Here is a 14948-nt window from a genome sequence, read left to right on the forward strand (position 1 = left end):
AAATCCGAACATTATTAGACTTTTAACCTTAAAAAGTTTGTTAATCATTATGTTGTGTAAATATTTAAAATCATAGCAGAAATAAATATAATGTCAATAAAATATATGAAATTTAGAATTTGTTTTTAAGATAGGGAGATTTTTAAAAGCTGTAGGAAAGGCAAATCAGTAGTAGGAGAAGGGGTTTTACACTTTAAGTACTTTTTTGAACAATAAAAAAGGTGAACAATTTTATGTTCACCATTTCATTAATAGTCTCTTTTAATAGCAGATTCACTCATATTTGTATTATTTACCATTGGTTCATTCGTGGCATCATGCCCCATTTTTAAATCATTATTTGCAATTACAAGTACGCCGCCATCTTCAATTGCATCCACATATTCCTTGGCTTGTTTATCTGTTACAGCAGAATTTAACAGGCGGTCGTGTAAGTGCGGGTGTGTTCCTGCATCATTGGAGAAGATTCGTTTTACTTTGTCCATGAAAGTAGGTTCTTCCTCATCAGTCACACTACTTTCAACAGATACATCTGTTCTTTTGTCTAGCTCTTCGAAATCATCAGAGTTGGCGAATACAGTAATGTTTTCAGATTTATAGCCTTTTAATTCTAAGTTGCTTACAAGTCTGATTACTTCATCATTTGCTTGGAAAGGACCAAAGACTTCCTTACCCATATGCAACCTCCTTTTATAAGAAAAACTACCTATATAAGTAACTTCCCAGCACTAAGAGGTTTAAAACATGGGAGATCATAAAAATAGAATCTATTTTTGGAAAAGAATAAAAATTTACTAGTTCCAAATTTCTTTAGCAACCTCAACGATAAGTTTTAATTTTTCCCATTGCTGTTCTTCCGTTAGTTTATTACCGTGATGGGTGGAAGCAAATCCACATTGTGGACTTAAGCAAATCTGTTCTAAGGGTACGTATTTAGCAGCATCCGTTATTCTTGCCTTGATTGCTTCTTTTTCCTCTAGATTTCCAAACTTGGAGGTGACTGCACCAATTACAACCTGTGCTCCCCCATTGGGAATATGTGCTAATGGCTGAAAGTTGCCAGATCGATCATCATCGTATTCAAGAAAGAAGCCATTTACTTCTTCTTTTGCAAATAAAGTAGGAGCTATCTGTGCATAACTACCTTCAAATGCCCATGTCGATTTATAGTTACCCCGACAAAGGTGGGTGGTAATGGCAAGATCAGCAGGTTTTGCTTCCAATACACTATTGACAACGCGTAGTGCCAATTCTATTAATTGTTCTCTTGAATAATCTGGCTCATATGCGAAGAGGTCATCCACGTTTAGTCCAGCAATATAAACATCATCGAATTGAAGATACCGTACTCCAGCTTTATAGAATGCTGCCACGGCATCTTGATATGCTTTAATAATGTCATCAGCATATGTTTCTACATCAGGATAAACCTCAGGGTTACGAATACCAGCGTGGAATAGTTGGTTTGGACTTGGAATGGTCTGTTTTGCTGTCGCACGCCCGTCTACAATGTTGTTAAATTCAATAAAATCCTGAATAAACGGATGATCTGGGTTGAAAGCTATTTTGCCTGTATTTCGTATATTGTATCGTTCTGTTTCTTCCCCCTGAAAATGGTAGCCTGACTCCGGTACAAATCCTTCTATTCCATCTAAATGCTCCAAGAAATCCAAGTGCCACCAGGAACGTCTGAATTCTCCATCCGTTACTACTTCAAGACCTATTTCAATCTGTTTATCTACTATTCTTTTAATTTCAGCTGTTTCTATTTCTCGGAGCTGACTAGCGGTAATAGTACTTTCTTTGAACTCATTTCTTGCTTTGTGCAATGTATCTGGCCGCAATAAACTTCCAACATGGTCGGCTTTAAATGGTGCTTTCGTCAATGTAACAGTCATCATCTAATCCTTCTTTCTTCATTTGTCTTTTTTGTAACCTATTTCTAAGGTAGAATCGCAAAAGATCGTACTGGGAATCCAGAAGCTCCTTCTACTTTCGGTACAAAATTTAAAATTGCTGCCCCAGTGGGAGGGAGTTGATAGAGATTTGTTAATAATTCTACTTGGAACGTGTCTTGATCAAGTACGTAATATTCACCAGCCAGTTTTCCTCGTTTTTTATAATCGATAGCAGAATCAGTATCGAATGTCTCATGTCCAATGGCTTTTATCTTTCTTTCCGTAAATAAAAATTTTAGAGCATCTAGTCCCCATCCAGGTGTGCGGTTATCACCATCTTCTCCTTTATTGTCAAAAGCTAGTTGATCTGGCCAACGTTTACTCCAATCTGTTCGTAAAGCTACAAATACATCGGATTCTATTTCCCCATGCTCCGCTTCAAAGTCGAGAATATCTTGAACACATAAAGTGAAATCAGGATCTAGTTGGGCTTCTTTTGATTTATTAATTACGATTAATGGTAGGACAAGTTCCTTTAAATCCAATTCATCAACATAACGCGAATTAGGTACGAAGTGGATTGGAGCATCTATATGTGTTCCATACTGACCTGCAAAGCTAAATTGTTGAGCAAAAAATCCGTCGCTGTGATCAAATAATGTTTTAAATTCCGCACCATCAAACGCAGCGAAATGAGGGGAATTCGGTCCGAAAGTGTGAGTTAAGTCTATCCATTGCTTTTGTTTCAATAAATCAATTGCTTGCAATAATTCGTTTTTTTCTTGGTGTACTAACTCATTTGTCATTACAATCACCTCTTTAATTGAAAGTTTATTATGCTTTTAAACGATAACTTAAATTATGCTGCTTTAATGTTTTATCTTTGCCAAACAAAAAGTGCTTTTCCATATCAGGTGAATATTTGGAGTTAATGGTTTCAACACCGACTGCTTCTGCAACAGCTCGAAGCATTGCCGGAGATGCACCACAACATAAGCCAATATAATTAACACCCAGATCGTTAGCTTCCTTCGCCCATTCCGCCAACTCATAACGGTTATGATAAAGTGGATCTAAAGCTGTTGGGAATGTGGTCTCTAAAGGCAAATGACAGCTACAGCCCCCATCTGGCAAATTAAAAAAGGTTGGATGTTCTTCTGAAGTACGGTATGGAATTGGCAATGCTCCAACATAGCCATCTACATTTTTTCTGATATCAACTATATATGGTTGCATAGTGTGTGGCCCACGGAAACAGTTCATTCCCACAACCAATGCTCCTTTTTCGGAAAGGAGTCGACATGCTTCTTCTACGGTATACCCATCACGGAGAATGTTTTCGCCCATTAAACCGAATGTAATAACAGCAGGCAAGCCTTGCTTTTTAATTTCCTCTAAAGCAATCAGAGCTTCTTCATAATAGTAGAAAGTTTCCCCATTAACGAAATCTACACCTTCTTCTTTACACCATTGGACCATCTCTGCAAAAATTTCCATAACTTTTTCTTTTGATTCAAGGTCATTCGGGTCAAATAAGTTTGTATTGGAGATATTTCCTGCTACCAGCGCTTCTTCGATTGGATGCTCCTTGGCTACTTCTTTAGCAAGACGGATTGCATTTCTGTTTAATGGTTCCAGTAAATCTTCCTTACCGATAATTCGCATCTTTTCTCGGTGGGCATTGTATGTAAATGCCAAGACAATGTCAGAACCTGCATTCATATAGTCGCGGTAAGCTTGTTTTAAAGCTTCTGGATGATCCAATGCGACTTCCGGAACAAAAGAGCCAGCCTGTAAATACCCTCTTCTTTCCAGTTCAAATAAGTAACCTTCACCAGCAATGACTGTCCCATCTTGTAGACGTTGTTCTAAACTTCTTTTCATTTTGTTTCCTCCTCTTTTTATTGTGTGAACAGAAAAAGCCCCTTCTAAAAATAAGAAGAGGCTGTTGTCACCAAAATATTGTTTCTCCTCTTATCTTCAAGCATGTAATATGCTTCTGGAATTGGCACAGTACTTTGCTAAGTCTGTTGCCGAGGCTTCAAAGGGCCAGTCCCTCCACCTCTCTGGATAAGAATTCTAACTATTCAATTTGATATTAAGTAATAACATACAGGAGCAAGAATGGATTGTCAAGTGGATAATTGAAAATTCATATCTTTCACTAAACGATATTTAATTAACAGAATCCTAGTATATATATTAGTTTCTTTCATGCATCCGCATAATAGTTTAAAATAATACTAGGAATACTAAATTAATAAGCAGGAGATTATCGAATGTTCAAAAACTCAGAGAAATTTTTAACAGCATTTAACCGAATTGAAAAAGAGTTAAGGTCCATGATGATTAACAAAAAAGATTTAGGATTTTCTAAAATGGTTAAAATACTGAGGAATTCCAATTCTTTGGTAAAACGTTACAGCGAGGACCTATTGGAATTTGCTGAACTGCGAAACGCAATTGTACATAATAAAGTGGAGCTTACACATGCAATAGCAGAACCACATGATTCGATCGTTGATAAAATTGAAACAATCCAAGAAGAGCTTGCACATCCTAAAAAAGTTATTCCCTTATTCAACAAGAAAGTACATTATTTTGATGAACAGGATTCTTTAGCAGATATGTTACACACCATTCATGAGAAAGGGCATACCAAATTTCCTGTCTACGCTAATCAAACGTTTATGGGTTTACTTACACAGAAAGGAATTACAAATTGGCTTGCAGAAAATAATGGAGAGGGTAGTTTCTCTTTCAACGATATTTTATTGAAGGATGTGCTCCCATTCGAAGAAAAAGATAATGTGCTATTTATTTCAGCTTCAACCTCCATCTATGCAGCAGTTGAACTCTACAAGGAATATGCATCAAAGGGAAAACGGCTTGAAGCTTTGTTAATAACTAGAAATGGATCGCAGGGAGAAAAACTAGCAGGGATTATCACTACCTCTGATATTCTTGAAATTCCATAAATCTGAAGTGGAAGAAAAATGGAAACTTTTTCTTCTCTTATCGTATAGAAAAGTAAATGAAAAATGTAAGGAGGCACAACATGGACAATTATAAACCAGCAGGATTTTGGATACGGTTTTTAGCAAATTTTGTTGATGGAATTATTATTTCCTTAATGGCACTAATTATCGCGGTCATTATAGGTGATCAGACATTCTTCCAGGGAGGAAGCTCGGAGGACTCCATATCGGAAGGGATATCAAGTCTATTATACTCCGTAGTATTCATTATAATATTTACGGCAAGCAAGTTTCGTGGTTCTCCTGGAAAGATGGTTTGTAAAATACAAGTCTTAAATAAAGATATGACACAAATTAGTATATTGAAATCTGTTGGAAGATATTTTTCTTATATTCTCTCGGCTATTCCGTTTATGCTTGGCTTTATTGTTGCAGGTTTTACGGAAAATAAAAAAGCTCTACATGATGTCATTTGTGGCACGAGGGTAGTGTACAGAAATAAATAATTCAGATACCAGTGTAAATATTTATAATGGGGGAGAGCTATTATATGAATTTCGTATCCATAGATTTTGAAACAGCTAATGAGAAGCGACACAGTCCTTGCGCAGTAGGTCTAGTAGTTGCTAATGAACACAAAATAATTGATGAATTTTATAGTTTGATTAATCCTATGATGTCTTTTAGCGGATTTAATATTGGTATTCATGGGATAACTGAAAATGATGTTCAAGAAGCACCGACATTTGCTGAATTGTGGCCACAATTAAATAATTACTTATCCAATAATTTGGTTATTGCACATAATGCAAGTTTTGATATGAGTGTAATTCGAAATACATTAGATTATTTTCAACTGCCATATCCAGAAATGGAATACCTTTGTACAGTGAATATTTCTAAAAAAATCTGGCCACACTTACAAAATCATAAACTGAATACACTAGCTAGCCATCATAAGATTAACTTTGAACATCACCACGCACTAGAAGACGCTCGTGTAGCTGCCAAAGTTTTTATGAAGGCACTTGATGAACGAAAAGCTGATTCGTTTGATAGTTTCTTAAAAATATGCCAAATGAGAAAAGGGAAGATTTACGAAAGAGGATATGTTGCACCTAAATCTATTTCATCAAAGAAAAAAAGAAGGCTATATTTATAAAAGGAGGTTTATAAATGAATAACAAAAGATGGTTTGCACTTGTTATTGCGATAGGATTGTTTGTTATATCCATTGTCGTGCAGTTATCTACAAGTGTTGCGACAGCCAATTTTGATCAAATGTTTAATTTTGAAGATAATCAACTATCTGAAACAGTAATAGAAGAAGGAGCAGTAGATAAGAAAATAGCTGTCCTGCATTTAGAAGGTGTGATTCAGGATGCTTCCGGAGGTTCTCTAATAAATGCGAACGTATATAATCACAAGCGCTTTCTGGATACGCTAGACCAAGCAGGAGAGGATTCGTCCGTAAAAGGAATCATTATCCGGGTTAATTCCCCTGGCGGTGGTGTTGTAGAAAGTGCTGAAATCCACGATAAAATCGTAGACATTCAAAATACATATCAAAAGCCTGTGTATGTATCAATGGGAAATACAGCTGCTTCTGGTGGTTATTATATCTCGGCTCCTGCTGATAAGATTGTCGCTCATCCTGCTACATTAACCGGTTCTATCGGTGTTATTATGGAAAGTTTTAACTTTGCTGAATTTGCGGAAGAACATGGGATTAATTTCAATACAATTAAAAGTGGGAAATACAAGGACATCATGTCTTCCAGTAGAAAAATGACAGACGATGAGCGTGACATTCTTCAAACTATGATCGATGACTTATATGGTGACTTTGTTGACGTTATAGTGGAAGGTAGAGAGATGAAAGAACAGAGGGTAAGGGAAATTGGAGACGGTCGTGTTTATACAGGATCCCAAGCGAAAGAGATTAATCTCGTGGATGATTTGGGGACATTGGACGACACGATTGCTTTGATGAAAAAAGACAATCAACTTGGTAAAGCGTCTGTTATTGAATATGAAAAAGGTTTACCTTTTAACCAACTCTTAAGTGGAACAATGCAAAATATGCTTGGTACAGAAAAAGATCTTTTCGGAATACAGGAATTCCTAAGACAATCCAATGGGCCAAGAGCAATGTATTTATATTCGGAATAAGGAGGTGCAGTCGTAATGGAAGAGGCAAACGAATTCTCTTTGACTGATCAACCAGTTGTTAGATATGCTGGTTTTTGGATGCGTTTCTGGGCATATCTGGCAGATCTTCTCATTATTTTTAGTGTGACTGGCATCCTGCTTAGTCCATTCAAGTTTTTTGAAGGAGCTCCCATTGATATTGGATTTTGGACAGTGACAGGTATTTTAGGTTCGCTGATTTTTTATCTTTATTTCTTGTTGATGACCAAATTTTATAACCAAACATTGGGAAAAATGATCTTTGGTCTCAAAGTCGTACGAGAGGATCAAAAACAGCTCTTATGGAGTGATCTTTTATTTAGAGAGGTAGTCGGAAGGTTTCTGCATCGTGTATTCTTTTTCACGTTTTTGCTTTATATTGTCGTAGCATTTTCTCCTGAAAAGCAGGGAGTGCATGACAGAATTGGAAATACAAGAGTAATTATTGAATAATAAATAAGACCAAATAAAGGTAGTCTGCGAAGACTGCCTTTTGTTTTGAATATTAACAATAATATATGGGCGCCTGAGACAAATCGAGTTTTATATTTTTATGTTAACTTTCATTTGTAGAAATTTGTATAGATACTTGATTTTATCTAATAACTGAAATATTATAAAAATTAGAATATTGCGCATGTGTGAGCATCAAAAATAATGAGGAGTGGATGTATTGAAGAATACAACGATTCACAATGAACTTGATCAGCTGCTGCAACGGGTTAGAAGGAACACGTTAGGGGATCTGCTTGCAAGGACAAGAGAACGTACTCCAGATAAATTTGCAATCGCTTACAACAATCTCCGATTAACATATAAAGATTTAGATAACCGTGTTAATCAAACGGCAAGAGCTTTTATAGAAGCAGGAATGAAAAAAGGGGACATGATTACGGTTATGTCCAGAAATAGTCTTGATTTTGTAATTAGTATTTTTGCTTTAGCAAGAATTGGTGCGGTAATGATACCTATTAATTACATGCTGACAAAAGAAGATATTACGTACATTCTCGAACATGCAGAGGTTACAGGATTAATTGCTTCGGAAGAGTATGCTTCAGTACTTGATCAATCTGCAGAAGGGCTGAATATAGCCCATCGTTATTTGATGGATATGAAGGAAGCGGATAATAATAATTTATCTGCATGGACACCGTTATCTGTAATAAGTACTCAACAGTCTTCAGACTTTGTAGATGTTGTGATTGAGGATGATGATTTAGCGCAGGTTCTTTACACAAGTGGAACAGAGTCTCGGCCTAAGGGAGTTATGCTTACTCATAAAAGTATAATAAGCGAATATGTAAGTTGTATTTTTGATGGAAAGATGGAGGCGAGGGATATCGCAATCCATGCACTACCCTTATATCATAGTGCCCAGCTTCATGTGTTTTTAGGGCCGAGCGTTTATATTGGCTCAAGTGGAATAATTCTAGGCGCGGCAACGCCAGAAGTTATTTTAAAAACTATTGAAGAAGAGGGAGCTACACAGCTGTTTTGTCCGCCAACTGTATGGATTGCTTTGCTGCGACATCCCGATTTTGATAAAAGGAATCTATCTACATTGGAAAAATGTTATTATGGTGCAGCTATAATGCCGAGAGAGATTTTGAAGGAGCTTGCAGAAAGACTTCCAAACGCAAAATTTTGGAATTTTTATGGGCAGACAGAAGTAGCCCCTCTTGCTACTGCATTGCAACCAGAAGACCAGCTTCGTAAACTCGGTTCAGCGGGTGTGGCGACGTTACATGTGCAAACCAAAATTGTGGATGAAAAGGGAATAGAAGTTGCTAGAGGAGATGTAGGAGAAATTGTGCATCGTACACCTCACGCCATGAAGGGCTACTTACATGACCCTGAAAAAACAGCTGAAGCGTTTCGTAACGGATGGTTTCATAGTGGTGACCTTGGAACAATGGATGAAGAAGGGTATATTACCATCGTTGACCGTAAAAAAGATATGATTAACACAGGTGGAGTCAATGTTTCGAGCAGAGAAGTCGAGGAAACGATATATCAATTGGAGGGTGTTTCTGAGGTTGCGGTCATCAGTATACCTGACGCATATTGGGTTGAAGCGGTGACAGCAATTATTGTACCTAAAAAAGATGCGAAGCTAACGAAGCAAGCAGTTATTACATTTTGTCGTGAGAAATTATCGTCATTTAAAGTTCCTAAAAATGTAGAATTCGCTGATGAATTACCAAAAAACCCAAGTGGAAAAGTATTGAAAAGATCGTTAAGAGATCGATACGAAAACTCGGGAAATTAATTTATTTAACTGGGAGTATTTCTAATGAAAATTCACTGTTCAAGGTTTACTAATCAAAATTTTGAGCCACCCCATTTGCTTGAATAGTTTCTTGGGAATTTTCAAAGACTATTGATGGAGGTGGTTTGATTGAGTAAGAAAAGAAATAATTATAGTAATAAGCAGTTGCAATCCAGTGTTAACCCACAGGGCCTAACAGAAGATGATGCAGATCAACGGCCAAAATCTCAACTGGAACAGCGAGCAAAAAAGAAAAATACAAAGATTTAAGAGGTGGGAATAATCGACTACACATTGAACTATTTAAGAGAATCTTTGGCTAATTACTCAGAAAATGAAATGTGTCAACAGATCTTCCAAAAACTCGATGAAAAGATTTATTCCAATGAGGAAATGTTTGTAAAAGCACTGGATGAAGAAGAAATGACTTACCTAAATGATGTCCTTGAGAATGAACTCCACTACGCTAAGAGCGTTGAACATGATCAGCGTGTAAAAGAATTAACAGAAGTATATGAGTTACTTTTTTAGTAGCAAGTATATAATTTCCATTGAATTTTTTTGTGTATAGGTGTATTATAAATTTACAAGCTGCAATGTACGTATTCAATTAAGTTTTAACCTCTAATTAGATAATAGGGAGTTTTACATTGAAGCTCTAATGTCGCGCCGTCATTATGTAACGGAAGACAGGAAGGTTTCTGCAAACACCCACTTGGTGAAGTGGTGGTTTAAAACTTTTTATTTAAAATACGGCAATTGTGGCCTGTATACTTATACAAATAATCAAAGCCAGTTTCCTTATTGGAAGCTGGCTTTTTCATATTTTGGAAATTGTTTTTTGTAAAAGAGAAACTAAAATAAATATGGCACCCATTGATTAGAAAATAATATAAAATCCCGACCTAATTTGATGAAACTTATAAAAGGAGTAGTTACAAATATCAACTTCCTAGTTTAAATAAGTAAATGTTTATAAACGTGATTTGTTTTCAGTATTAGATTTTCCTCACAAGTCACGATATATTTAAGGGAGGGGGGATGGTAATGGATTTTCAGTACAATAAAATTGACCATGTTCAATTAGCTGCTCCAAAGGGTGGAGAAGAAAAGGCAAAGGAATTTTATATTAAAAAACTAGGGTTTACCGAGCTTGAAAAGCCACCGTTATTAAAGAAAAATGGAGGTGCTTGGTTTCGAGCAGGTGATGTTCATATCCACATTGGAATTGAGGACCCATTTAGACCAGCAACAAAAGCTCATCCTGCTATTCAAGTGCATCAATTAGAAAGTTTGAAAAAACATTTAACTGATCAAGGCATAGAAGTTATTACTGATGATCGATTGCCTGGTGCTTCGCGTTTCTATGTAAATGACCCCTTTGGGAACAGAATTGAGTTTTTGGAATGGATAAGTAGTGAACAAGGATAAAAGTTAGAAAATTATTAAATTTTTATGAGGGGTTGTAACTGACACCTCACATGCTATACTAGTTACATTAATTGAATACTAACATCATATAATCGCGGGGATATGGCCTGCAAGTTTCTACCGGTTTACCGTAAATGAACCGACTATGAGAAATAATTCAGTGTTGGTATATACTATATTTAGTATATTCCTTCATTTCTTTCAGCATTTTTTATAAAGCTTGAAGGATATTGTTCTGCTCATAGTTGGAATGCAGTCCGTATCTCTTCAAGCTTTTTTTGTTTTGAAGGAAAATATTGGTGTCAACTTTTCTAAGCTTCATGATTTTGCTACCACTATATTTCACTAAACAGCATTTCGAATATAAACACTTTATCTGTAATCTTGGAGGAAAATAAAATGGAACTTTTAAAGCAAAAGATAGTAAACGAAGGTAAGGCGTTATCAGATACCGTCTTAAAGGTGGACCGATTTTTAAATCATCAGATCGATCCTCAATTGATGCAAGAAATTGGTAAAGAGTTTGCATCGCTATTTCAAGAATCTGGTATTACTAAAATACTAACACTCGAATCTTCTGGCATTGCTCCCTCAGTTATGACAGGATTGCAGCTGGATGTGCCTGTGATATTTGCGAGAAAGCGAAAGTCGCTTACCCTAATTGAAAACCTCTATTCCGCGAGCGTTTACTCATTTACAAAACAGGAAACAAGTGAAATTTCTATTTCCTCAGATTTTATTACAAGTGAGGATACGGTACTGGTTATTGACGATTTTCTTGCAAATGGACAAGCTGCGCTCGGCTTAATTGATTTAGTAAAGCAAGCAGGCGCAAAAATTGCGGGAGTAGGCATCGTTATTGAAAAAGCTTTTCAAGAAGGTGGCAGTCTTATAGAAGAGCAAGGGATTCGTCTGGAATCTTTAGCAAAAATTGCTTCATTAAGCAAAGGTAATGTTACTTTTGAGGAGGAAGAAACAATATGAAAACCACAGCATTAGGATTACAACATGTACTTGCAATGTACGCAGGAGCTATCTTAGTTCCCTTGATCGTTGGGGGAGGAATTGGCTTGAATCCTGAGCAACTAACATATTTAGTTGCTGTCGATATTTTAATGTGTGGTGTTGCTACATTACTTCAAGTAATTAAGAATCGCTTTTTTGGTATAGGCCTCCCCGTCGTTCTCGGTTGTACCTTTACAGCAGTAGGACCGATGATTGCAATCGGTGGTGAATATGGAATATCAGCAATCTATGGCTCCATTTTAGTTTCAGGACTATTTGTTGTTTTAATCAGCAAATATTTTGGCAAACTTGTACGTTTCTTCCCTCCGGTTGTTACTGGTTCAGTTGTCACTATAATTGGAATCACTCTTATCCCTGTAGCAATTAATAATATGGGAGGAGGGCAAGGAGCAAGTGATTTTGGTTCTCTCTCCAATATTGCTTTGTCATTTGGGACATTACTATTTATTATTCTTATGTATCGTTTTTCTACAGGATTTATCCGTTCTATTTCTATTTTAATTGGTTTGCTTGCAGGTACCATTATTGCTGCTGTTATGGGTAAAGTTGATTTTCAAGCAGTAACAGACGCATCTTATTTCCATATGGTCCAACCATTTTACTTTGGAATGCCTACGTTTGAATGGTCGGCCATTATTACCATGTGTCTTGTAGCAATGGTTTCCCTAGTTGAATCTACTGGTGTCTATTTTGCACTCAGTGATATTACAGAAAAAAAACTAACGGAAAAAGATCTGTCTAATGGATACCGTGCAGAAGGTTTAGCAATTTTGCTTGGTGGTATATTTAATGCATTTCAATATACAGCTTTCTCGCAAAACGTGGGGTTAATTCAGCTAACTGGTGTAAAATCCCGTAAAGTAGTAGGTGTAGCTGGGGTAATTCTAATTCTTCTTGGTTTTATTCCTAAAATCGCTGCATTTACCACGATCATACCTACTGCGGTTCTCGGTGGTGCTATGATTGCTATGTTCGGTATGGTAGTCTCTCAAGGAATTAAAATGCTAAGCAGTGTCATTGCAAACTCACCAGAGAATTCTATGATAATTGCCTGTTCGGTGGGAATGGGTCTTGGTGTAACTGTAGTTCCTGAGTTATTCTCTCACTTTCCAAATAGTGTTCAAATACTGACAAGCAATGGAATTGTTGCAGGAAGTGTTACCGCCATTACTTTAAATATATTATTTAATATGAAACCAAAGAAAAAAGAAGCAAACAAAACTGTACCACAAGCATTAACAGAACAAGAAGCATAATTAAGTGAAAAAATACAGTGCGATCACTGTATTTTTTTGCGTATAAAGATGAAAAACAATCCGTAGTTCAGATGAAATGCGAGGTAACTTGATAGTACTGTAAACGGCCGTTACGGAAAATAACTTATGGTGAACACACTATAGCTAGTTTGGGAATGTTTTCGGTGAATACTTTTACTCTACTGCCGATTAATTCGCTCTGCGGCGGATAGTTTCGCTCTGCAGCCGATTAATTTTCTCTGCGGCGTATTATCTCGCTCTACTGCTGATTAATTCGCTCTGCAGCTGATTTTTCCTATTCCATTGCTTTGTGCAATCTATAAAGCTATAGTATGATAGGTGAATAGCGAAAAAAATTTAGAAGAATCGGTTGTTACGTGTGCTGGTTGTCTTTTATTGAAGATGCTAGCGCGGTTTAAACTTAGGGGTTGATAGATTGAGAAATGAAGAAGTAACAGATATTCAAAATATAAACAAACTGCCAATTGTTGCAGTTCTAATAACAGGTGCTTTTCTTGCCATTCTAAATCAGACTTTGCTGGCAACAGCGATACCACATATTATGGAGGATTTACATTTAACAGAAAATACGGCCCAGTGGGTCACTACTATTTTCATGCTAGTTAACGGTATTATGATACCAATAACAGCTTTTTTGATAGAAACCTTTACTACTAGAAGGCTATTTTTAACCGCAATGTCTATTTTTGCATTTGGAACACTTATTTGTGCTGTGTCTCCAAATTTTGGAATACTTATGACTGGTAGAATTGTTCAAGCAGCTGGAGCAGGAATTATGATGCCATTAATGATGACTATCTTTTTATTAATTTTTCCTGTTGAAAAAAGAGGCTCTGCGATGGGGACAGTTGGTTTGGTTATCTCCTTTGCACCAGCTCTAGGACCAGTGATTTCTGGCTGGCTTGTTGAACATTACCCTTGGAGATCTTTATTTCTAATTGTTCTTCCGCTTGCAATTATCGATGTTATTGTAGCATTTTTTATTATGAAGAATATTACTACCCGTACTTTCCCAAAGGTGGATTATATTTCCATCATATTATCGACACTTGGATTTGGCGGACTTCTCTATGGCTTTAGTAGTGCAGGAAATAGTGGGTGGTCTAATACCATTGTTCTCCTGTCATTAGCAATAGGTGCTATTTGTTTAACTATCTTTATCCTCAGGCAATTTAAGCTTGCGCAACCTATATTAGAATTTCGTGTATTTAAAAATAAAATTTTCACAATAACAACAGTAATTGGGATGATTGCATTTATTGGGTTGATTGCTGCAGAAACGATTTTGCCTATTTACATGCAGAATATGGCAGGCTATTCCGCATTGGATTCCGGTTTGATGATTTTACCAGGTGCGTTGATTATGGGAATCATGTCACCAATTAATGGACGAATCTTTGATAGATTTGGCGCTAGATACCTTGTGATTGTTGGGTTGCTGATTTTAACAATAACATCATTTTTATATACAAATCTCACCCCTGATACGTCATTATCCTATATCACGGTGGTGTTTGCTGTAAGGATGTTTGGCATTTCCATGATTATGATGCCTTCAACTACTGCGGGGTTAAATCAACTTTCAAATAAATTAATCCCACATGGTTCTGCCATGGTAAATACAATGCGACAGGTAGCAGCTTCAATTGGTACAGCTCTCCTCATCACAATTATGACAGCCACAGCATTGAATACAGGTAAAAACGCCACTCCGAGTGAACTGATTCATGGCGTGAATGTGGCGTTCTATGTTGCGACAGGTCTCTCGTTTGTTGGACTTATCTTAGCTCTTTACATTAAAGGAACGACACCACATGAAGATCGTGCTAGAGTAGAACAAGAAGAAGGTTAGAGACAATAACGCAGAACGGTAGAA

General features: G+C 36.6%; 16 protein-coding genes, 1 other RNA gene and 2 riboswitches. Of the genes, 13 read left to right on the top strand and 4 right to left on the bottom strand.

Translation table 11 applies throughout. From position 1 onward, the window contains the following. Positions 1–248: 248 nt before the first annotated feature. The 4 genes from BME96_RS03835 to BME96_RS03850 form a co-directional block, all read right to left on the bottom strand. Positions 249–677 carry a general stress protein gene (locus BME96_RS03835; RefSeq protein ID WP_071648318.1) on the bottom strand — a complete coding sequence of 143 codons (429 nt, stop codon included), beginning with the start codon at positions 675–677 and terminating at the stop codon, positions 249–251. A gap of 117 nt (positions 678–794) precedes the next feature. Further along, complete coding sequence (locus BME96_RS03840; RefSeq protein ID WP_071648319.1) at positions 795–1898, bottom strand: 5-methyltetrahydropteroyltriglutamate--homocysteine S-methyltransferase; 1104 nt, start codon at positions 1896–1898, stop codon at positions 795–797. A gap of 44 nt (positions 1899–1942) precedes the next feature. Next, the gene (locus BME96_RS03845) at positions 1943–2704 is read right to left on the bottom strand and encodes a cyclase family protein (RefSeq protein WP_071648320.1); all 762 of its coding nucleotides are present in this window, start codon (positions 2702–2704) and stop codon (positions 1943–1945) included. A 28-nt stretch (positions 2705–2732) separates the two neighbouring features. Then, positions 2733–3782: a homocysteine S-methyltransferase family protein gene (locus BME96_RS03850; protein ID WP_071648321.1), complete on the bottom strand. Its 1050-nt coding sequence runs from the start codon at positions 3780–3782 to the stop codon at positions 2733–2735. 87 nt (positions 3783–3869) lie between these two features. Then, positions 3870–3975, bottom strand: a riboswitch (SAM riboswitch). A 202-nt stretch (positions 3976–4177) separates the two neighbouring features. On the opposite strand from BME96_RS03850, the gene BME96_RS03855 reads away from it, so the two are divergent. The 13 genes from BME96_RS03855 to BME96_RS03915 all read left to right on the top strand — a co-directional run bounded on the left by BME96_RS03855 (position 4178) and on the right by BME96_RS03915 (position 14924). Further along, positions 4178–4876 (top strand): CBS domain-containing protein, encoded by a 699-nt coding sequence (locus BME96_RS03855; RefSeq protein ID WP_071648322.1) that lies wholly within the window; start codon positions 4178–4180, stop codon positions 4874–4876. A gap of 80 nt (positions 4877–4956) precedes the next feature. Continuing rightward, a complete protein-coding gene (locus BME96_RS03860; protein WP_019377079.1) occupies positions 4957–5382 on the top strand; it encodes an RDD family protein in 426 nt (141 codons plus the stop codon). 44 nt (positions 5383–5426) lie between these two features. Next, entirely contained in the window at positions 5427–6038 is a 612-nt protein-coding gene (locus BME96_RS03865) for a 3'-5' exonuclease (RefSeq protein ID WP_060680291.1), read from the top strand. A 14-nt stretch (positions 6039–6052) separates the two neighbouring features. Beyond that, positions 6053–7048 carry a signal peptide peptidase SppA gene (sppA, locus tag BME96_RS03870; protein WP_060680293.1) on the top strand — a complete coding sequence of 332 codons (996 nt, stop codon included), beginning with the start codon at positions 6053–6055 and terminating at the stop codon, positions 7046–7048. A 15-nt stretch (positions 7049–7063) separates the two neighbouring features. After that, positions 7064–7519, top strand: coding sequence for an RDD family protein (locus tag BME96_RS03875; protein ID WP_071648323.1), 456 nt, complete (start codon positions 7064–7066; stop codon positions 7517–7519). Positions 7520–7739: 220 nt separating this feature from the next. Beyond that, positions 7740–9338 carry an acyl-CoA synthetase gene (locus BME96_RS03880; protein WP_197035842.1) on the top strand — a complete coding sequence of 533 codons (1599 nt, stop codon included), beginning with the start codon at positions 7740–7742 and terminating at the stop codon, positions 9336–9338. A gap of 129 nt (positions 9339–9467) precedes the next feature. Further along, complete coding sequence (sspL, locus tag BME96_RS03885) at positions 9468–9608, top strand: small, acid-soluble spore protein L (protein ID WP_019377084.1); 141 nt, start codon at positions 9468–9470, stop codon at positions 9606–9608. A gap of 45 nt (positions 9609–9653) precedes the next feature. Then, positions 9654–9869: a sporulation protein gene (locus tag BME96_RS03890; protein WP_408068405.1), complete on the top strand. Its 216-nt coding sequence runs from the start codon at positions 9654–9656 to the stop codon at positions 9867–9869. Between the two features lie 54 nt (positions 9870–9923). Then, a non-coding RNA gene (gene ssrS, locus BME96_RS03895) (6S RNA) lies at positions 9924–10110 on the top strand. Between the two features lie 275 nt (positions 10111–10385). Then, entirely contained in the window at positions 10386–10769 is a 384-nt protein-coding gene (locus BME96_RS03900) for a VOC family protein (RefSeq protein ID WP_071648324.1), read from the top strand. A 64-nt stretch (positions 10770–10833) separates the two neighbouring features. Then, positions 10834–10935, top strand: a riboswitch (purine riboswitch). A 233-nt stretch (positions 10936–11168) separates the two neighbouring features. Beyond that, on the top strand, positions 11169–11753 hold the full coding sequence (locus BME96_RS03905) for a xanthine phosphoribosyltransferase (protein WP_071648325.1): 585 nt from the start codon (positions 11169–11171) through the stop codon (positions 11751–11753). Further along, entirely contained in the window at positions 11750–13051 is a 1302-nt protein-coding gene (locus BME96_RS03910) for a nucleobase:cation symporter-2 family protein (protein WP_071648326.1), read from the top strand. Before BME96_RS03905 ends, BME96_RS03910 begins: the two co-directional genes overlap by 4 nt. A 436-nt stretch (positions 13052–13487) precedes the next feature. Then, on the top strand, positions 13488–14924 hold the full coding sequence (locus BME96_RS03915) for a DHA2 family efflux MFS transporter permease subunit (protein WP_071648327.1): 1437 nt from the start codon (positions 13488–13490) through the stop codon (positions 14922–14924). The last annotated feature ends 24 nt before the right edge of the window (positions 14925–14948 follow it).

This window comes from Virgibacillus halodenitrificans (assembly GCF_001878675.1).
GTDB lineage: Bacteria > Bacillota > Bacilli > Bacillales > Amphibacillaceae > Virgibacillus_Q > Virgibacillus_Q halodenitrificans.